Annotated in this window: 15 protein-coding genes; 5 read left to right on the top strand and 10 right to left on the bottom strand. The window is 71.4% G+C overall.

Annotated elements, in window-relative coordinates:
- The first annotated feature begins 92 nt into the window (after positions 1-92).
- From BLQ43_RS05395 to rsmA, 4 genes are all read left to right on the top strand, one after another.
- Complete coding sequence (locus tag BLQ43_RS05395) at positions 93-2309, top strand: LPS-assembly protein LptD (RefSeq protein WP_176758529.1); 2217 nt, start codon at positions 93-95, stop codon at positions 2307-2309.
- A gap of 129 nt (positions 2310-2438) precedes the next feature.
- The gene (locus tag BLQ43_RS05400; protein WP_176758530.1) at positions 2439-3680 is read left to right on the top strand and encodes a peptidylprolyl isomerase; all 1242 of its coding nucleotides are present in this window, start codon (positions 2439-2441) and stop codon (positions 3678-3680) included.
- 12 nt (positions 3681-3692) lie between these two features.
- Positions 3693-4727 carry a 4-hydroxythreonine-4-phosphate dehydrogenase PdxA gene (gene pdxA, locus BLQ43_RS05405; protein ID WP_090019087.1) on the top strand — a complete coding sequence of 345 codons (1035 nt, stop codon included), beginning with the start codon at positions 3693-3695 and terminating at the stop codon, positions 4725-4727.
- A gap of 11 nt (positions 4728-4738) precedes the next feature.
- On the top strand, positions 4739-5575 hold the full coding sequence (rsmA, locus tag BLQ43_RS05410) for a 16S rRNA (adenine(1518)-N(6)/adenine(1519)-N(6))-dimethyltransferase RsmA (protein WP_090019088.1): 837 nt from the start codon (positions 4739-4741) through the stop codon (positions 5573-5575).
- Position 5576: 1 nt separating this feature from the next.
- Here the strand turns inward: rsmA and BLQ43_RS14535 are convergent, their stop codons facing one another.
- The 3 genes from BLQ43_RS14535 to BLQ43_RS05420 form a co-directional block, all read right to left on the bottom strand.
- The gene (locus BLQ43_RS14535) at positions 5577-5729 is read right to left on the bottom strand and encodes a hypothetical protein (protein ID WP_176758531.1); all 153 of its coding nucleotides are present in this window, start codon (positions 5727-5729) and stop codon (positions 5577-5579) included.
- A gap of 191 nt (positions 5730-5920) precedes the next feature.
- The gene (locus BLQ43_RS05415; RefSeq protein WP_090019089.1) at positions 5921-6706 is read right to left on the bottom strand and encodes a universal stress protein; all 786 of its coding nucleotides are present in this window, start codon (positions 6704-6706) and stop codon (positions 5921-5923) included.
- Positions 6706-9120 carry a Lon protease family protein gene (locus BLQ43_RS05420; RefSeq protein WP_090019090.1) on the bottom strand — a complete coding sequence of 805 codons (2415 nt, stop codon included), beginning with the start codon at positions 9118-9120 and terminating at the stop codon, positions 6706-6708. The genes BLQ43_RS05415 and BLQ43_RS05420 overlap by 1 nt, the downstream gene beginning before the upstream one ends.
- 87 nt (positions 9121-9207) lie before the next feature.
- Here BLQ43_RS05420 and BLQ43_RS05425 point away from each other — a divergent pair, with 87 nt between their 5' ends.
- The gene (locus tag BLQ43_RS05425) at positions 9208-10269 is read left to right on the top strand and encodes a TRM11 family SAM-dependent methyltransferase (RefSeq protein WP_090019091.1); all 1062 of its coding nucleotides are present in this window, start codon (positions 9208-9210) and stop codon (positions 10267-10269) included.
- Between the two features lie 3 nt (positions 10270-10272).
- Here the strand turns inward: BLQ43_RS05425 and BLQ43_RS05430 are convergent, their stop codons facing one another.
- From BLQ43_RS05430 to cpaB, 7 genes are read right to left on the bottom strand one after another with little or no spacing between them, the layout of a single operon-like run.
- The gene (locus BLQ43_RS05430) at positions 10273-11235 is read right to left on the bottom strand and encodes a type II secretion system F family protein (protein WP_176758532.1); all 963 of its coding nucleotides are present in this window, start codon (positions 11233-11235) and stop codon (positions 10273-10275) included.
- Positions 11232-12236: a type II secretion system F family protein gene (locus BLQ43_RS05435; RefSeq protein WP_090019092.1), complete on the bottom strand. Its 1005-nt coding sequence runs from the start codon at positions 12234-12236 to the stop codon at positions 11232-11234. The genes BLQ43_RS05430 and BLQ43_RS05435 overlap by 4 nt, the downstream gene beginning before the upstream one ends.
- Complete coding sequence (locus BLQ43_RS05440) at positions 12227-13933, bottom strand: TadA family conjugal transfer-associated ATPase (RefSeq protein WP_245659458.1); 1707 nt, start codon at positions 13931-13933, stop codon at positions 12227-12229. The genes BLQ43_RS05435 and BLQ43_RS05440 overlap by 10 nt, the downstream gene beginning before the upstream one ends.
- A gap of 28 nt (positions 13934-13961) precedes the next feature.
- Complete coding sequence (locus BLQ43_RS05445; RefSeq protein ID WP_090019093.1) at positions 13962-15182, bottom strand: CpaE/TadZ family protein; 1221 nt, start codon at positions 15180-15182, stop codon at positions 13962-13964.
- Entirely contained in the window at positions 15179-15907 is a 729-nt protein-coding gene (locus BLQ43_RS05450; protein WP_090019094.1) for a CpaD family pilus assembly protein, read from the bottom strand. Before BLQ43_RS05450 ends, BLQ43_RS05445 begins: the two co-directional genes overlap by 4 nt.
- Before the next feature lie 4 nt (positions 15908-15911).
- The gene (locus BLQ43_RS05455; protein WP_090019095.1) at positions 15912-17276 is read right to left on the bottom strand and encodes a type II and III secretion system protein family protein; all 1365 of its coding nucleotides are present in this window, start codon (positions 17274-17276) and stop codon (positions 15912-15914) included.
- A complete protein-coding gene (cpaB, locus tag BLQ43_RS05460; protein ID WP_090019096.1) occupies positions 17276-18133 on the bottom strand; it encodes a Flp pilus assembly protein CpaB in 858 nt (285 codons plus the stop codon). Before cpaB ends, BLQ43_RS05455 begins: the two co-directional genes overlap by 1 nt.
- Positions 18134-18149 lie beyond the last annotated feature (16 nt).

The following is an 18149-nucleotide window of genomic DNA, read 5'->3' on the forward strand; positions in this document are numbered from 1 at the left end:
CGGGCATGGGGGTGTGTGCGGCCTGGACGCGCGCGCGCTTCGCCCGCATGCTCTGCCCCGTTTTCACGCTGCATGGGGGACCGGCTGCCGCGATGCGGGGGGCGAACGCGGCCATCTTCCGGGTGCTGGCGATGGCGGCCATCGGACTGCTCATGGCGGTCCGCGCGCTCGCCGGCGGAAGTGCGGTCGGCATCGAACCGGGCGACGACGGCCCGCCAACGCTCTTCCAGGCGCAGGAGGTGACCGTCGACCGCGACGCCGAGACCGTGACGGCCCGCGGCGAGGTCGAGATCAGCCGCGGCGAGCGCATCCTCATGGCCGACGAGGTCGCCTATGACCGGGCGCGCGACGTCCTCACCGCCCGCGGCGACGTTTCGCTGCTGCTGGCAAGCGGCGAGGTCATGTTCGCCGAGGAGATGAAGGTGACCGGCGACCTGGAGGAAGCGGCGGCGCGCAGCTTCCGCATGCTGCTAACCGACCGTTCGCGCGCTGCGGCGGCCAGCGCGGTGCGCGTCGACGACCGGATCACCGAGATGCGCAAGGTCGTCTACAGCCCGTGCCGGCGCTGCGTCAGCGGCCCCAACGACACCCCCTTCTGGCAGCTCAAGGCCGACACCGTCGTCCACGATCAGCAAAAGAAGACGCTCACCTACCGCGACGCGCGCCTGGAAATCCTGGGCGTGCCGCTTGTCTATACGCCGTACTTGCAGCACCCGGCGCCGGACAAACCGCGTGCCAGCGGGCTGCTGGCGCCGAATTTCGAGGTTTCCGGCGAACTCGGCACGCGCGTGGATGTGCCCTACCATTTCGCCATCTCGAAGCACCGCGACCTGACGCTGACCCCCATCATCACCACCGAGGAGGGCCCCGCGCTGGCCGCCAGATACCGCCAGCGCACCAAGCGCGGGCGCTTTTCCATCGCCGGCAGCGCCACCGTCGCCGATCGCGACACCGGGTCCGGCCAGGAGGACGACATCTTCCGCGGCCACCTGGACACCGAGGGGCAATTCCACATCAACCGCGAATGGCGCTGGGGCTTCGACGCACGCGTGGCCAGCGACGACACCTTCCTGCGCGTCTACGATTTCGGCAGCGACCGCTTTCTGGAAAGCGAAGCCTTTCTGGAGCGATTCGAGGGCGCGAGCTACTTTTCCGCCCGCGCCATCGGCTTTCAAGGCACGCGCCAGCGCGACGACGACGAAGAGCTGCCCATCGTCGGGCCGGAGCTTCGCTTCTCCACCCTCGACCGCGACAGCGTGCTCGGGGGCCGCAGCTTTCTGGACGCCAGCGCCGTCGCCATCTCCCGGCTCGACGGGCGCGACAGCCGCCGACTGTCGAGCACGGTCGGCTGGCAACGCGCCTTCACGGACGCGCTCGGGGGCACGGCAGAGATCACCACCGCGCTCTACGCCGACGCCTACCAGACCGACGGCGTCGCGCCCGGCAACCCCGACGTGAACCCGGGTCCGGCGCTCGCTCAAGGCGGCGACGTTGCCGGCCGTCTCTATCCGCAGGCCGCCGCCAGCTACCGCCTGCCCTTCACGCGCACCAGCTTCCTGGGCCGCGAGGTGCTGACGCCGCGGGCCCAGGTGGTGGTCGGCCCCAATGCCGCCAACGACGGCGCCATCCCCAACGAGGACAGCCGCGACTTCACCTTCGACACCACGAACCTTTTCCAGCTCAACCGCTTTCCCGGGCGCGACCGCGTCAGCACCGGCCAGCGCATCGACTACGGGCTGGACTACACGCTCTACCGTGACGGCGGCGGCAGCTTGTTCTCCACGGTGATCGGGCAGAGCTACCGCCTGAATGGCGATTCGGACACGCCGGAGTCCGTGGGCGGCGCCGACGGCGATCTGTCGGACATCGTGGGCCGCACCAACCTGCGCCCGCACCCCGGAATCGATCTGTCGTACCGCTACCGTCTGGACGACGATTCCCTGAACATGCGGCGCAGCGAGGTGGGGCTGAGCGCCGGGGCGCCCGCGTTCAACGTCGACCTCGCCTACACCCTGCTGGAAAGCGAGACCACGGCCGGCACCTCCAGCTTCGGCGACCGCGAGGAGCTTTTCGTCGACGTCTCCAGCCGCATCGCCCGTGACTGGTCGGTGCGCGCCCTGCACCGCCAGGACCTGGAATCGGGCACGGCCTTGTCCACGGAAGCCGGCGTCAGCTACCACTGCGACTGCTTCCGCTTCGATTTCTTCGTCGAGCGCGAAGACTTCCGGGACCGCGGCATCGACCCGGAGACCTCGGTGAAGTTCCGCTTCGTGTTCGAGCACCTTGGCGCGGTGGGCAGCTCGCCGTGACCGCGCGAACCACCCGCGATGTGCTCGGAACCGCACGCTCCCGCGTTGTCGCGCATGCTCCACCTTCGTAAAGTGCTGCGTTCGCAACCGCCCGCCCCTCGCGGGCCGGGCCGGCGACGGAGACCGCCGATGCTTCGCCACCTGCTTTTCGCCTGCGCGTTCGCGCTTCTGACCATCGCCAGCGTGCCGAGCACCGCCGCCGCGCAGCAGGAAATGCGCGCCGCCGCCCTGGTGAACGACGAGGTCATCACCGTCACCGACCTGCGCATGCGGGTGCGGCTGGTCATGCTGTCCTCGGACCTGCCCAGCGACACGCGCGAGCAGCGCCAGCGCCTGATGCAGCAGGTGCTGCGCACGATGGTGAACGAGAGGCTGCGCATCCAGGAAGCTCAGCGCCTTGGCATCGGCGTCGCCGACGAGACGGTGAAGAAGCAGATGCGCCAAGTCGCGCAGCGCAACAACATGTCGGTTGAGCGCTTCAACACCATGCTGAAGCGCAACGGCATCTCGCCGCGCATCTACCGGGAGCAGGTGCGCGCCAGTCGGGCTTGGCAGAACATCATCCGTGAGCGCATCCGCCAGCGCGTGGACGTCGGCGAGGACGAGGTGGAGAGTGAGGTGGCGCGTCTGAAGGCGCAGCACGGGCAGCGCCAGTATCAGGTGCAGACGATCGTGCTGACCTCGGACGACAGCGGCACCGACCGCAATCCCCGCGCCACCGCGCGGCGGCTCGTGCGCGAGTTGCGCAACGGCGCCAACTTCCCGGCCGTGGCGCGGCAGTTCTCCGAGGCGCCGTCCGCCGCGAACGGCGGCGAGCTGGGGTGGATCACGCCCTCGGCCCTGCCGGAGAAGGCGCGCGAGCGGCTCAAGACGATGTCGCCGGGCGAGATCGCCGGGCCGGTCGAAACCTACGCCGGCACCTACGTCCTGCGTCTTCAGGACACGCGCCGGATCAGCGCCGGCACCACGCGCCTGCAGCTCAAGCAGCTGCGCTTCGCTACCGACGGCCGCAGCGTGGACGCCGCCCGGCAGGCGGCCGGCAAGCTTCGCGGAGATGTGGACGGCTGTGACAGTCTCAGCGGGCTGGCGGAGAGCCACGCCGGGGTCAGCGCCGTGGACCTGGGCACGCTCAAGATGGCGGACTTGCCGGACAAGATTCAGGCCGCCGTCGGATCGGTGGCGGTCGGCGGCGTCTCCGAACCGCTGCAGCTGAGCAACGGCGTGGCGCTGCTCGCGGTCTGCGGCCGCGAGACCGAGGGCGTGAACCGCCAGCGCATCCGCCGCAACCTGCTGCGCGAGCGCGTGAACATGATGGCGCAGCGCTACATGCGCGACCTGCGGGAGCAGGCGAACATCGACATCCGGATGTAAGCGGGTGAGCCCATGACCGGCCGCCCCGCGCCCCTGATCCTCACGCCCGGCGACCCGGCCGGCATCGGCGGGGAGCTGACGCTCGCGGCGTGGCTGGCCCGACGCGGCGCCGACGTCCCGCCCTTCGCCGTGCTGGACGATCCGCAGCGGCTGGCCCGGCTGGCGTCGGATCTGGGCTGGACCGTGCCCGTCGCCCGCGTCGAGTCGCCGGCCGACGCGGGCGCGGTGTTCGCCACCGCCCTGCCCGTGCTGCCGCACGGCTTTCCGCGGCCGGTGACGCCGGGCCAGCCGGACCCGGCGAACGGCCACGCCGTCGTGGAGGCCATCGACCGCGCGGTGCATTTCGTCCAGGCCGGCCAGGCGGGCGCCGTCGTCACCAACCCCATCGCCAAGACGGTGCTGCGCGCGGGCGGCTTCGCGCACCCCGGCCACACGGAATACCTCGCCCACTTGGCCGCGGCGGGCGGCACACCGCCCGAACCGGTGATGATGCTGGCCGCGCCTGAGCTGCGCGTGGTGCCCGTGACCGTCCACATCGCGCTCAAGGACGTGCCGGGCGCGCTCACGCCCGAGGCCATCCAGCACGCCGTGCGCACGACCGCGCGCGCCCTCGCCCGGGATTTCGGCGTGGCGCGGCCGCGCATCGCCGTGGCGGGGCTCAACCCTCACGCGGGCGAGGACGGCACGATGGGGCGCGAGGAGATCGAGCTGATCGGCCCCGCGCTGGACACCCTGCGGGCCGAAGGGCTGGACGTGCGCGGCCCGCTCTCGGCCGACACGCTGTTCCACGCGGCCGCCCGCGAGGGCTACGACGCGGCCGTGTGCATGTACCACGACCAGGCGCTCATCCCGCTGAAAACCCTGGATTTCGCGCGCGGGGTCAACGTCACCCTGGCGCTGCCGTTCGTGCGCACCTCGCCCGACCACGGCACGGCCTTCGCCATCGCCGGCACCGGCACGGCGGACCCCACGAGCCTGCTGGAAGCTCTGCGCACCGCGCGCACGATGGCGGCGAACCGAGCCGCGGCCGATCAGCATGTGTCGTAAGCTGCTCCGAGATGCCCGAGCTTGAACCGCTGCGCGAAACCATCCGGCGCCACGGCCTGAACGCGCGGCGCTCGCTGGGCCAGCATTTCCTGCTCGACGCGAACCTCACCGACCGGATCGCGCGTGCGGCTGGCGACCTCACGCACGGCACGACCATCGAAATCGGGCCGGGCCCGGGGGGCCTCACCCGCTCGCTGCTGGCCGCCGGGGCGCGCCACGTCGTCGCCGTGGAGCGCGATCCGCGTTGCCTCGCCGCGCTGGCGGAACTCGGCGAGGCCTATCCGGGCCGGCTAACCGCGCACAAGGCCGACGCCCAGCACCTTCGGCTGGCCGATCTGGGGCCGCCGCCGCGCACGGTCGTGGCGAACCTGCCCTACAATGTCGCCACGGAATTGCTGATCGGCTGGCTGGACGAGCTGGCCGCCGATCCGGACGCCGCCGCGGGCTTCACGCTGATGTTCCAGAAGGAGGTTGCGGACCGCCTGGTGGCCGCACCCGGCACCAAGGCCTACGGTCGGCTTTCGATCCTGACGCAGTGGCTGTGCGCGGCGCGGGTGCTGTTCAAGGTGCCGCCGCAGGCCTTCACGCCGCCGCCGAAGGTGTGGTCCGGCGTGGTGCAGCTCACCCCGCGCCCGGCGCCGCTGGCCCCCGCGAACAGCGCCACGCTCCAGCGCGTGACGGGGGCGGCCTTCGGCCAGCGCCGCAAAATGCTGCGACAGAGTCTGAAAAGCCTGGGCGAGCCCGCCGATTTGGCCGCCCGCGCGGGCGTTCCCCTGACCGCGCGGGCAGAGGATTTGTCGGTGGAGTCGTACTGCGCGATCGCGCGCGCCCTCGAGGCCGACGGCTGACTCACGCCAGCGCCGGTTCGGGAGCTTCCTGGGTGTTGCGGGCGGCGCGGATGGCGGCGGTGATCTCACGCTCGCTCAGCCCGTCGCTGCGGGCGAGCATGCGCACGATCGGGTCGGCGAGCACGTCGCGCACCGTGGGCTCGCGACCGGCCATTTGCCAGTGATCCGGCGTCACGGTCTGGCCTCCCCAATGCCTGAAATTTCGTGTGATCTCGTGAGTCAAAACCCTAACATATCGAGCGTACGTTCGGGAGCGTCCGGAGAGATGAGGCCGAATGGGCGGCTGGACAAGCCGCAACGCTTACAAAACGCGAACACCCGACGGAGTCACCGAACCACGCCGAGTCACCGCACCACGAGCACGGGCCCGCGGGCGGCGTCCACCAGCGTGGCAAGTTCGCCGTCATCGCTGGCGCCGACGACCGTGACCCCGCCGGCGCGCTCGGCCAGGGTCGCCCCCAGATCGCGGCCGGTCTCACAGCGCGTGACGCGCTCAGGCCAGCCGCGAGCGTGCAGCCACGCGGCCGCGGCCTCCGCCCGCGTCGTGTCGTCCGGCGCCGCCGGCACCGCGAGCACCTCCAGCGGCCGCTCGTAGGCGCGTGCCAGATCGTCCGCCGCCGCCAACACGCGCTCGTCGCCCTCGAAAACGGCCGTGACGCGCTCGGGCTCGCTCAGCGCCGGGTCAAGGATCATCACCGGAATGCGGCTGCGCGCCAGCGCCTGCCGCGCCGTGCTGCCCGCGCGCGGGGCCTGTCGGCTGCGGCTGCGCGCGAGCACCAGCATGTCGGCCTCCTGGGCGCTCGCCAGCAGGCATTCGGCGGGCACGCCCCGGTCCGCCTGGAAGCGCCAGCGCAGCCGCCAGCGCTCGGCGAGTCGGGCCAGCTCGCGCTCCAGCTCGGCCGCGCGCGTCTCGAAGGCCCGCTGCATCGTCGCCGGGTCCACGGCCTCCCAGCCGCCGCCGGGGCGCAGCGTCTTGCTGAACGGGAAGCCCGCCAGATCCAGGAAGGCGCGTTCCTCGACATAGAGCCCCATCAACTCCGCCCGCCGCCGGACGGCCAAGCGGGCGGCGGCTTCCAGCATGCGCGCGCCCGGCTCCGGGCTGTCCACGGCAACCACGATGCGCCCGGCCATCACGCTTCTCCCGTGCTGTTCCGCCGCGCCTCGGAGGGCAGGCCGAACTGGCGACGCTTCTCCGCCAGCGCGTCCAGACTGGCCTGGACGGCGCCGTTGAACGTGTCGGCCGGGAAGCGGCCATCCGCGTCCTCCGTGCCGGCGGGCATGCCGGTGAAGAGCTCGATCGCCTCGTCCACGGTCTTAACGGCGTGCACGGCGAAGCTGTCCGCGCGCACGGCGTCGACGACCTCCTGGCGCAGGGTGAGGTGCTTGCGGTTGGCGTCGGGGATGACGACGCCCTGCTCACCGGTCAGCCCGCGGTCCTTGCAGACCTCGAAGAAGCCCTCGATCTTCTCGTTGACGCCGCCGATGGGCTGCACCTGCCCGTGCTGGTTCACCGAGCCCGTCACCGCGAGATCCTGGCGCAACGGCACGTCCGCGATGGTCGAGAGCAGCGTCAGCAGCTCGGCGAGCGAGGCGCTGTCGCCCTCGACCCCGCCGTAGGACTGCTCGAACACGAGGCTGGCGCTCAGCGACAGCGGGCGCTCGCGCGCGTAGCGGGCCGCCAGATACCCGTGCAGGATGAGCACGCCCTTGGAGTGGATGGGGCCGCCCAGCGCCACCTCACGCTCGATGTCGACGACGTTGCCGCGCCCGATCCCGGCGCGCGCCGTGACGCGGGTGGGCCGCCCGAAGCTGACCCCGCCCAGGCTCATCACCGTCAGCGCGTTGATCTGACCGCCGCGCGTGCCGTCGCTGTCGATGAGGACGGTGCCGCGCAGGATTTCCTCGTGCATGCGCTCGCGCACGCGGCCCATGCGGCGCTCGCGCGCGCGGATGGCGGCGTCGACGTCGGCCGCCTCGACCGGATTGTTGCCGTTGCGGCGGGCGTGGAAGTCGGCCTCCCGCAGGGTGTCCGCGATGGTTTCCATCTCGATGGACAGCTTGTCCTGATCGGCCGCCAGCCGAGCGGCGTGCTCCAGCACCCGCGCAACCCCGGCGGCCGAGAAGGGCGCCAGCTCGTTGCGGCGCGCCAACGTGGCCACGGCGCGGGCGTAGAGGTCGCGCGTGCCGTCGGACCGGTCGGTTCGCTCCTCGAAGTCGGCGGCGACCTTGAACAGTTCGTTGAATTCCGGGTCCAGCTCGCTGAGCAGATAGTACAGCAGCCGCTCGCCGATGAGCACGACTTTCAGCGACAGCGGCACGGGTTCCGGCTCCAGCGACACCGTCGAGATCAGCCCGAGCGCCTGATACAGGGACTCGATGCGGACTTCGCCCGCGCGCAGCGTGCGCTTGAGGGCCTCCCAGGCGAGCGGCTTCGACAGCACCTTGCGCGCGTCGAGGACGAGGTAGCCGCCGTTGGCGCGGTGCAGCGCGCCCTCGCGGATCAGGTGGAAGTCGGTGGTCAGCGCGCCCATCTCGGCGCGGTGCTCGATGCGGCCGATCAGGCGGTCGTAGCTCGGCTCGTCCTCGTAGACCACGGGCGCCGCCTCGCGCCCGCGGTTGTCCACGATCAGGTTGGCGCGGTAGCGGCGCAGCAGCGCTTCCGTCTGCTCGCCCTGCGCGGCCTGCATCTCCCCCTGATCGCCGCGCGCCAGCAGGGCGTCCACGTTGTCCACGATGTCGGCCTGGATGCGGTCCAGGTGGTCCTGCACGGCCCGCAAGGGATCGTAGCGCCGCTTCAGCGCCTCCACGAGATGCCCGACCGCCTGGGACGCGGTGTCCGCATTCAGCTGCCGGATCTTCTCGCGCGTTTGCTTCAGCCACTTGGGCATCTGCTGCAGGGCTTCCTGCAGGCGGTGCTGCAGCCGCTCGATCTCCTGCTGGATCTCCTGCTGCTTGTCGGCATCGAGCTGGTGGAAGCTGTCCGGCGACATCACCTCGCCGTCCTCGGTCAGCGGGGCGAAGCCGAAGCCGGCGGGCGTGCGCTGGAGGGTGATGCCGTTTTCGCGCGCCTCGCGCTCGATTTCGTTGACCGCTTTTTCCTGTTCCTCGCGGAACTCGCGCTCGATCATCTGCCGGCGCGTGCGGTATTCGTCGCTCTCGAAGGCCGCGCGCAGGGAATCGCGCAGGTCGTCGACGAAGGTGTCCAGGTCGTTCTTGAAGTCGGCCCCGCGCCCGGCCGGCAACTTGAGGATGTTGGGCCGGTGCGGTTCCTCGAAGTTGTTGACGTAGCAGAAGTCGGAGGGAAGCTCACGATTGTGCGCGTCCGCCTCCAGGTGATGCTGGACGAGCTCGTGCTTGTGCACCCCCGATGCGCCGAGCGCGTAGATGTTGTAGCCGTCGCGCCCCATGCCGAGGCCGAAGGTCAAGGCCTCGACGGCGCGTTCTTGCCCGAGCGCGTAATCCAGGTCCGTCAGCTCGTCCGTGGTCGCGAACCCGAGCGCCTCGGGATCGCAGTGCCAGCGCAGCGCGTCGGCTTCCAGCCGCATCCGGTTCCTCGCTCAGCCAAGTTTTGAGTGGCCATTCGCACGGCCGATCTTGCCACGTTCACATGAATCTGCCACCCGCCAGCGACCATGACTCGTCCGCGCACCCGATCCCGCTCGTCGAAAGGGGAAGCCCCCGCCCAGTCGCCCGACGCGCTGCTGCTGCGCTGCGCGCCGGGGCTGGCGCGCGTGCTGCGCGCGGAGGGCCGCTACACCGGCGTCCTGCCGCCCAAGGCGCGCGTGGATTTCCTGTGGCAACGCAACCACGACCTCCTCTTCTTGCCCAAGCCGCCGCGCTTTCCGCGCGCGGACGAGCTGCGCGTGGCGGAGGAGGTCCACCGCGTCCTGGCGTTCGGGCGCTACAAGGTGTCGGCGCACCAGCTCGACCAGCTGGCGCAGGGGCTGAAGCGGCGCGGCAAGCGCTGGCGCATCGCGGTCAGCGTGGACGGCAAGCAGTTCAACCGTTTCGACATGGGGCGCTGGCTGAGCAAGGAGCTGGGCCGGCGCGGTCTGCGCATCGACGAGAGCGCCGGCGCGACGGTCTTCGTCTTCTGCGTCGAGGCCGCCTACTACATCTGCGTGCGCGAGCGCGAGGCCGCGGCGGTCCGTGGCCGCGACAAGCGCCGGGCCGAGCGCGAGGGCAGCCTGCCACCCACGATCGCCGCGGCCCTGGCGTTTCAGGGCAAGCCCAAGGACCGCGACGTCATCCTCGACCCCGTCTGCGGCAGCGGCACGCTGCTGGCGGAAGCTGGCGCCTACGCGCCCGAAGCCGAGCTGTACGGCATGGACACCGACCGCCGCGCGGTGAAGACGGCCCGCCGCAACCTCGCCCACCTCGCCAACACCAGCGTGGAACCGGGCGACGCGCGCGAGCTCGACCTTCCCGACGGCGCGGTGACGCTGACGCTCGCCAACCTGCCCTTCGGCAAGCAGTTCGGCGACGCCGACGGCACTCCGGCGCTCTACCGCGGCGTGCTGGCGGAAATCGCGCGCACGGCCGCCGCCAAGGGCTGGCGCGGCGTCATCCTGGCGGGTGACGGCGAGATCCTGAGCGAGGCCGCCGAGGCGGCGGGGCTCGCCATCTCGCGGCAGTTCACCGTTCGGGTGCGCGGCGAGCCGGCGTCGATGGCCCTGCTCGAACGCGCGTCCTAACCCTTACATCGACCCGAACACCTCGATGAGGTCGATGGCGGCGCTGCCCAGAATGACGACGAAGAGCGCCGGCAGGATGAAGACGATGAGCGGCACCGTCATGATCGTGGGCAGGCGGGCCGCCTTTTCCTCGGCCTTGAGCATGCGCTCGTTGCGCTGCTCGCTGGCGAGCACCCGCAGCGCCTGAGCCAGCGGGGTGCCGAACTTCTCCGTCTGGAAGAGGGTGTTCACCAGCGCCCGCACGGGCCGCAGGTCGACGCGGCGCGAGAGGTTCTCGAACGCCTGGCGCCGGTCGGGCAGGAAGCGCAACTCCAGCGCCGTCACGCGCAACTCGTCGGCCAGGTCCGGGCTGGCCTCGCCCATCTCCTTCTGCACGCGCGAAATCGCCGCGTCCAGGCTGAGGCCGGCCTCGGCGCAGATGACCATGAGGTCGAGCGCATCCGGCAGCGCCGTGCGGATGTTCCGCATGCGCGATTCCACGCGGCGCTGGATGACGGCCTCGGGCGCATAGCTCCCGGCCAGCCCCGCCGCCAGCACGACGCCGATCTGGATCATCAGCCCGGTGTCCTTGGGTGCAACCACGACCAGCCCCAGCGCGGCGACGGCGATGCAGGCGGCCGGCAGCGCCAGCTTGGCGAACATGTAGACCGTTAGGGCATCGCGCGAGCGCCAGCCGGCCTGGGCCAGCTTGTGGCGCAAGGCGCGCACCTGGCGGTCCTTCACGACGTTGAAGCGGTCCACCAGCGGGCGGATGACGGCCACCAGCTCGTCGCGCTGCGGGCCCTGGCGGTGGCCCACCCCGGCGTCGCCGCCGTCACGCAGCGCCGCCGCGCGCAGGCGGTTGAAGCGCTCGCGCCGGCCCGCCGCCAGCAGGCTCGTCGCCAGCACCACGGCGAAGACGCTGACCCCCGCCGCGAGCGAGATCAGCACGACCGGTCCGCCGATGGCCGCAAGGGTGTCGGTCATATCTCGAAGTTCATCAGCTTGATGAGGACCGCCACGCCCACGGCCTCGCTCACCGCCGCGCCGGCGAGCATGTAGTGGCCCGTGGGATCGGTGAAGAGCGTGGCGATGTAGTCCGGGTTCACGAGGTAGATCATGGCCCCGATGATGAAAGGCAGGCTGCCGATGATGTAGGCGCTGGCCCGCGCCTCCGACGACAGCGCCTTGATCTTCAGCCGCATCTGCTGGCGCCGGCGTAGCAGGTCGGACAGGTTCTGCAGCGTCTCCGTGAGGTTGCCGCCCGTCTCGCGTTGCAGGCCGATGCTCACGGCCAGGAAGGAGAACTCGGAGACGCCGATGCGCGAGGCCACGTCCCACAGCGCTTCTTCCAGGGTGTTGCCCAGGCGCATCGTGTCGGCGACATGCTGGAACTCCCTGCCCACGGGCCCCTCGAAGTCGTCGGCGACGTTGCCGATCATCTCGCTGATGGGCAGCCCGGCCTTGAGCCCGCGCACCACGACGTCGAGCGCGTCCGGCAGTTCGGCGATGAAGGCGTTCACGCGCCGGGCGGCCAGGTAGCCCGTCAGCGCGCGCGGCAGCGCGTAGCCCGCCAGCATCCCGACGGGACCCGCGACGCCCCAGGGCAGGCCGACCGCGACGCGCGCGGCGAGCGCCACCACCGCCGCCACCAGCAGGCATCCCAGCAGATACGCCGACAGCGGCACGGACGCGCCCGTGCGCGCCAGCAGCGCCTGGATGCCCTTGCTGCCCGGCACGGCCTTGTGCAGCGCGAGTTCCAGCTTTTGGAAACGGCCCGGCACGGCCCGGCGCACGCTCTGGGCGGCCCGATCCGCGCCGCTCGCCGCCGCGGCCGCCGCCGATCCGCCGGCCGCGCGCGCCAGCCGCCGGCGCTTGAAGCGCGCCGCGTTCACCGCGAAGACCGCACCGCCCGCCGCCAGGACGAACAGCAGGGTGCACAGGAACACCGCCGCCGCGACCATCGCGGGCGTGGGCGTCAGCGGCATCCCATCGTCTCCAGCAGCGCCTGGCCGAGGCGGTGGTACTCGGCGCGCGGCGTGAAGGCGGGGCGCAGGCCGCTGCTTTCGAAGCGCCCGCGCAGGCGGCCGTCGGTGCCCTCGCCGTCGACCTCGTAGGTGAAGAGATCCTGCGTGGTGACGACATCGCCCTCCATGCCGACGACCTCGCTCACCTTGATGACGCGGCGCTGGCCGTCGCGCATGCGCGAGATCTGCACGATCATGTGGATGGCGTCGGCGATCTGCTGGCGCACCGCGGCGGGCGGCAGCTGCACGCCCGACATCGCCACCATGTTCTCCAGCCGCGTCAGGGCCTCGCGCGGGGAGTTGGCGTGGACCGTGGACAGCGAGCCCTCGTGGCCGGTGTTCATGGCCTGGAGCATGTCGAGGGCTTCCTGGCTGCGCACCTCGCCCAGGATGATGCGGTCGGGGCGCATGCGCAGGGCGTTCTTGACCAGATCGCGCATCGTGATCTCGCCGCCGCCCTCCAGGCTGGGCGGGCGCGTTTCCAGGCGCACGACGTGGGGCTGCTGGAGCTGCAGCTCGGCCGCGTCCTCGATCGTGACGATGCGCTCGCCGTGGTCGATCATGCGCGACATGGCGTTGAGCAGCGTCGTCTTGCCCGAGCCCGTGCCGCCGGAGACGAGGATGTTGAGGCGCGAGCGGGTGGCGATGCCGAGCAGGTGGGCGAGCGCCTGGGAGATGTTCCCCTGGCGCGCCATCACTTCCAGCGTGATGCGCTTCTGCGCGAACTTGCGGATGGAGATCGAGGGGCCGTCGATCGCCAGGGGCGGCGCGATGATGTTGACGCGGCTGCCGTCCTCCAGCCGCGCGTCCACCAGCGGGTTGGACTCGTCGATGCGTCGGCCGACGCGCGTGACGATGCGCGTGGCGATGTTCATGACGTGCTGATCGTCGCGGAACTCGACGTCGGTGAGCTCCAGCTTGCCCTGGCGCTCGACGTACACCTGCTTGGCGCCGTTCACCATGATGTCGGTGACGCTCTCGTCCGCCAGCAGCGGCTCCAGCGGGCCGAGGCCGAGCATGTCGTTGACGAGCAGCCGGACGAGTTGGCGCTGCTCTGTCAGGTTGAGCTGGATGCGCTGTTCGCTGAGAACCTCGTTGACGATCTCGCCGATCTGCTGCTCCAGCTCCTCGGCCGGCAGCGTTGCGGCGACACCGACGTCGATCCGCTCCATCACGACGGGCTGAACCGAGGCCTTGGCGCTCGCCACGCGGCTGCGCTGCTTGCCCTGCCCGTCCGCGCCGGCGCGGGTGCGCGGCTCCGCCGGCATTTCCACCGGGGCGGACGCCTGCCCCGGCTCGGTTGGCGCGGCGGCCGGTTCGGCCGGGTCCGCCGGGGCGTCCGCGGGCGCGGCGGCCTGTTCCAGCTCGGCGATGTAGGCGTTGAGCACCTCGGTGATGAGGTTCCGCTGCTCCAGCAGCGTCACCTGCGCGCCGTCGCGGCTCAGCGCTTCGTCCAGGCAGCGCCCGGTTTCGTGTGCCAGCGCCCGGCGCGAGGCCTTGGCCGCCTGTTCCGCCGGCACGCGCTCGCGCAGCATGGCGCCGACGCGCGCGACCAGGCGCTCGCGGTCGTCGGCCGGTGCGCCGTCGCCGGCGGCGCGGTCCGCCCTCGCGTCCGAGCGGTGGTCGTGCGCGGAGTCCGGGGGCATGTCCTCGGCCACTGCCGACCTCCCTTCGGGGCGAAGCGTTTCAGCCGCCGAGCAGCCGGGCCAGCAGCCCGCGCCGCCGGGATGCCGCGGGCGCGGTGAGATCCGCCATCAGGCGGTGGAGGTCGCGCCCAGCCCGGCTCTTGGCCGCGGCGGCGGGCAGCGGCTTGCCGGCCATTTCCGCCTTGGCAGCCACCTCGGGCTCGAAGCTGACGGTGCGCGTCAGGCCGGTTTCCAACTCGCGCTGGAACTCGGTGACCGCGACCTGCCCTTTCGACCCGCGCCCCGCGCGGTTGGCGACCACGTGCAGCTGCGGCACACCCGGCTGGTGGCTCAAGAACCGCAGCAGGCGGTTGGTGTCGCGCAGCCCCACCAGCGAGAGATCGCTGACGATCACGAGGTCGCTGATCTGCTCCAGGCCGTCGGGCTGTTCGGCCACGAGGGCGCGCGGCAGGTCCACCAGGGTGACGTTGTAGCGCTCGCGCAGGGTCGCCAGCAGCCGGGCGACGGCGTGCTCGCCGGGCGCCGGCACATCGTCCAGCGACTCCTCCGCCGCGAGCAGGTCCAGGTGGTCGCCCAGGCTGACCGCCGTGCGGTCGATGAAGATTTCATCCACGCGCTCGGGGTCCTCGACGGCTTCGCGCAGGCCCGAGCCGGGCTCGACGTCGAAGGACAGCGCCATGTTGCCGAACTGCAGGTCCAGGTCGAGCAAGCCGACGGAGCGGGCGTGCGTTTCCGCGATCAGCCACGCCAGGCTCGCCGCCACCGTGGTCGTGCCGGCGCCCCCGCGCGCGCCCGTGACCGCGATGCAGCGCCCGCGCTGGGCCGGGGCCTGGGCGTGCGTGCCGCTGACCTGTTGTTCGGCGCGCGCCACCGCGTCGGCCAGGGTCTCGGCGTCCACCGGCTTGACCAGATAGTCCGCCGCCCCGGCGTCCACGACGCGGCGATACAGCTCGACGTCGTTGTGCGTGCCCAGGGTCACGAGCCGGGTGGCGGCGGCAAGATCGCGGACGGCGCTGAGCGTGCGCTCCGTGGCCGTCGCGTCGTCCAGGTCCACGACCGTCACGGCCGCGGGCGGCACGATGCCGAGCTGGCGCAGCGCGGCGGAGAGATCGCCGTGGCGCACCTCGCCCGTGTCCCAGCCGCGTTGACGCGCCACGGCGTTGGCCGCCTGCGCGCTGGCGTCGTCGGCGACGAAGGCGGCGAAGGCTTCGCCGGCGTCGCCCGGCTCCTCGGGAACCGGCTTGAGCTTCGCCAGGCTCATTGCCCGGACCCTCCACGGCTCTGACCGCTCAGGGGATTGCCCGAGAAGCTGAAACCCTCCTGCTGTTGCTCGCCGCCGCCGTTCCCGTCCTCGAGCTTGGGCAGCTCGCCGGTGCGATAGTCGGCGATGGCCTTGCTCTGGCGCGTGGCGTCGGCGGGGCCGAGCGTGCGGCCGCGCAGCAGATCGCGCGGGTTCGCCACCATGCGCCCCAGGTTGTGCGTGTCGGAACAGCCGAAGTTGCTGGTCGGCAGATTGTGGAAGTCGCTCATGCTGGTGCGGCTGCGGTCCGGGCACTGCGGCAGCCGGGCGTGATAGCGCGTCACCCGCACCAGGGCGTCGGCATCCGGCATTGGGTGGCCGTGTCCGGCGGCCGGGGGGTCCGCGGGCCGGTAGCCCAGACGCCGCAGGTAGCGCAGCACGGCGTTGCGCCGGGCCGGCGCGAGATCGGCCCCGGCGCGGCCGGCGGCCGTGACCACGATGCGGTCGTTCGTGCGCGTGCCGGTCCGATCCAGAAAGGCCCGCAGCGCCGTGCGCGCCTCGCCGGGCAACTCCGACGCGCCCGAAGGGAAGCTGACCGCGTGGCTGTAGCGCGTGCGCTCCACCTGGATTTCGTGGTGCCCCGGCGCGCTGGTCTTCGGCGCGGGCGTGGGCACCTCGCAGGCCCCCATCACACCGGCCAGGGCGAGCATGGTCAGGCGGATGGCGGCTCGGCGCAGCCCGGTCATGGCACTACTCCAGCATGAAGCCGGCGGGGCCGGCCAGCTCCCGCCCCTTGAGCTTCTCGTGCGCGCGCTGCTGGCGCGCCGTCATCTCGCCGTGGAAGCGGCCGAAGAAGAGGCGCTCGATGTCGTTGGGCGCGATCATGCCGTCCGCGGGCGAGGCCAAGTCGCGCCCCTGCGAGGGCTCGACGATGTAGGGCGTGACGATGATCGCCAGCTCGGTCTGGCCGCGCTGGAAGCTCTGCGAGCGGAAGAGCGCGCCCAGCACCGGCACATCGCCCAGGCCCGGCAGCTTTTGCAGGTTCTGCTGGCGCTGCTGCTGCAGCAGCCCCGCGATGGCGAAGGTCTGCCCGCTGCCCAGCTCGATCGTGGTGGAGGCGCGGCGGGTGTCGATGGCCGGCACCTCGGTGCCGGAAAGCTCGACGCCGTCGGCGAAGTTCAGCTCGCTGACCTCCGGCGAGACCTTCAGGCTGATGCGCCGGTCGTCGAGAATGACCGGCATGAACTTCAGCTGGACGCCGAACTCCTTGAACTCGATCTCGATGTCCGTGACGCCGTCCTCGGTGTCCGAACCGACCGGGATCGGAAACTCGCCGCCGGCTAGAAAGCTGGCGGATTCCCCGGACATCGCCGTCAGGTTCGGCTCCGCCAGCACGCGCACGAGGTTCTCCTCGGCGAGGATGTCGAGGAAGGCCTCGGTGGCGCCCCCGCTGCCGGCCGCGCCGAAGGTGAACGCCCCGGCGGCCCCGGACAGCGAACCGCCCATGAAGCGGAAAACCTCGCCGAAGATCTCCTCGGAGATGTTGTCCCAGCGCACGCCGTAGGACTCGGTGATGTCGCGCTCGACCTCGGCGACGTGAACGCGCAGGTTCACCTGGGTGGGCGCATTCACCTCGATCCGATTGATGATGTTCTCTTCGTCGGCGAATTCCTGGGCCAAGCGGCGCGCGTCCTCCGCCGCCGCGGCGGCGTCCACGGTGCCCTCCAGCACGAGCGCGCCTTCCACGGAGCGCACGTCGATGGGCTGATCCGGGTGCATCTCGCGCAGCGCCCGCGTCAGGCCCCGAACGTCGTGGCCCACATCGAGCTTGTAGCTCGCCGCCACACGGTCGTCGTCGCCCACTGCGAAAAGGGTCGTCGACCCGACCTCCTTGGCGAATACGTAGACCAGGCGCGGCGATTTGACCTGGACATCGGCGATGTCCGGGTTGGCCACGAAAACGCTGGAAACGGGGGCGTCCAGCCGCACGACCTTCGCCTCGTCCGGCGTCAGGTCGACGGTTTGCGTGCTTCCGTCCACAACCTGCGCGGCCGCCGGCGCCGCGAGCACGACCAGGAGCGCCGCCAGCCCACGGCGGAGTGCGCGCGCGCCCATCACGATCCCGTCTCGAAGCTGCGCTTGGCGGCCTTGTCGCCCCGGATCACGCTCACCTCGTGCTTGTCGTCGCTCGCCCGGCTCGGCACGTGCACGAACCCGCTCATCTGACTCGCAGCGATCGCCGACGCATCGTCCGCCGGCGTCTCGCCGTCGCGGACCACCGGCCGCAGGCTGAGCTTGAGGGTGCCCATGCTCTTGGCGAGCGAGATGCGCTCGGCCTGGCGCGGCGTGACCTCCAGGGTGGCCGTCTTGGCGACCGTCCGCTTGCCCTCGTCATCCGCCGTGCGCTGATCCAGCGCGAGCACGCGGATGTCGCTGAGCACCGTCTCGCTCGCCCGCCGGTCCGCTTTCGCGTTCGCCTGATCTTTATCGATCTCGTGCGTTAAGATCACGTCAACGTGGTCGCCGGGGTAGACCAGCCCGGCCAGGCCGGCGGCGGCGTCCACGGGCACGCTGACCGCGCGCATCCCCTCTCCCAGCATGGCGGCGAGGAATCCACGGTCGCCGGGACGCACGACGATCTTGTCGGTGACCGGCGTGCCCTGCGGCAGCGAACGGCGCAGGACGGTTCCCTCCAGCTCCGGGTCCGCCTTTTCGCTCTTCAGCATGTAGCTGTCGGACAGGCCGCCCTCGGGCCACGCCTGCCAGCGCAGGTCGTCGTCCTTGAGGATTCGTCCCGCCGAAAGATCCTTCGTCGCGACCAGCACCTGGACGGTGGGCTGTTCGGGCTCGCGGTCGGTCTTCACCTCGGCGCGGGCCGCGCGCTCGGCGTTCAGCCAGGACTGCGTGAGATACGCCGCGCCGCTGGCGGCGCCGAGGGCGATGGTCAGAAGGAGGATCAAGCGGATGCGCATGGCACCCTCCTTTCCG

Source organism: Limimonas halophila (assembly GCF_900100655.1).
Classification (GTDB): Bacteria; Pseudomonadota; Alphaproteobacteria; order Kiloniellales; family Rhodovibrionaceae; genus Limimonas; species Limimonas halophila.

Bases quoted from the DNA above. Each gene is read 5' to 3' on its own strand.
- BLQ43_RS05400 (WP_176758530.1), top strand. From the start codon at position 2,439: ATGCTTCGCCACCTGCTTTTCGCCTGCGCGTTCGCGCTTCTGACCATC.
- BLQ43_RS05430 (WP_176758532.1), bottom strand. From the start codon at position 11,235: ATGACCGACACCCTTGCGGCCATCGGCGGACCGGTCGTGCTGATCTCG.
- BLQ43_RS05415 (WP_090019089.1), bottom strand. From the start codon at position 6,706: ATGGCCGGGCGCATCGTGGTTGCCGTGGACAGCCCGGAGCCGGGCGCG.
- BLQ43_RS05450 (WP_090019094.1), bottom strand. From the start codon at position 15,907: ATGACCGGGCTGCGCCGAGCCGCCATCCGCCTGACCATGCTCGCCCTG.
- BLQ43_RS05420 (WP_090019090.1), bottom strand. From the start codon at position 9,120: ATGCGGCTGGAAGCCGACGCGCTGCGCTGGCACTGCGATCCCGAGGCG.
- BLQ43_RS05455 (WP_090019095.1), bottom strand. From the start codon at position 17,276: ATGGGCGCGCGCGCACTCCGCCGTGGGCTGGCGGCGCTCCTGGTCGTG.
- cpaB (WP_090019096.1), bottom strand. From the start codon at position 18,133: ATGCGCATCCGCTTGATCCTCCTTCTGACCATCGCCCTCGGCGCCGCC.
- BLQ43_RS05445 (WP_090019093.1), bottom strand. From the start codon at position 15,182: ATGAGCCTGGCGAAGCTCAAGCCGGTTCCCGAGGAGCCGGGCGACGCC.
- BLQ43_RS05425 (WP_090019091.1), top strand. From the start codon at position 9,208: ATGACTCGTCCGCGCACCCGATCCCGCTCGTCGAAAGGGGAAGCCCCC.
- BLQ43_RS14535 (WP_176758531.1), bottom strand. From the start codon at position 5,729: ATGGCCGGTCGCGAGCCCACGGTGCGCGACGTGCTCGCCGACCCGATC.
- BLQ43_RS05435 (WP_090019092.1), bottom strand. From the start codon at position 12,236: ATGCCGCTGACGCCCACGCCCGCGATGGTCGCGGCGGCGGTGTTCCTG.
- BLQ43_RS05395 (WP_176758529.1), top strand. From the start codon at position 93: ATGCGGGGGGCGAACGCGGCCATCTTCCGGGTGCTGGCGATGGCGGCC.
- pdxA (WP_090019087.1), top strand. From the start codon at position 3,693: ATGACCGGCCGCCCCGCGCCCCTGATCCTCACGCCCGGCGACCCGGCC.
- rsmA (WP_090019088.1), top strand. From the start codon at position 4,739: ATGCCCGAGCTTGAACCGCTGCGCGAAACCATCCGGCGCCACGGCCTG.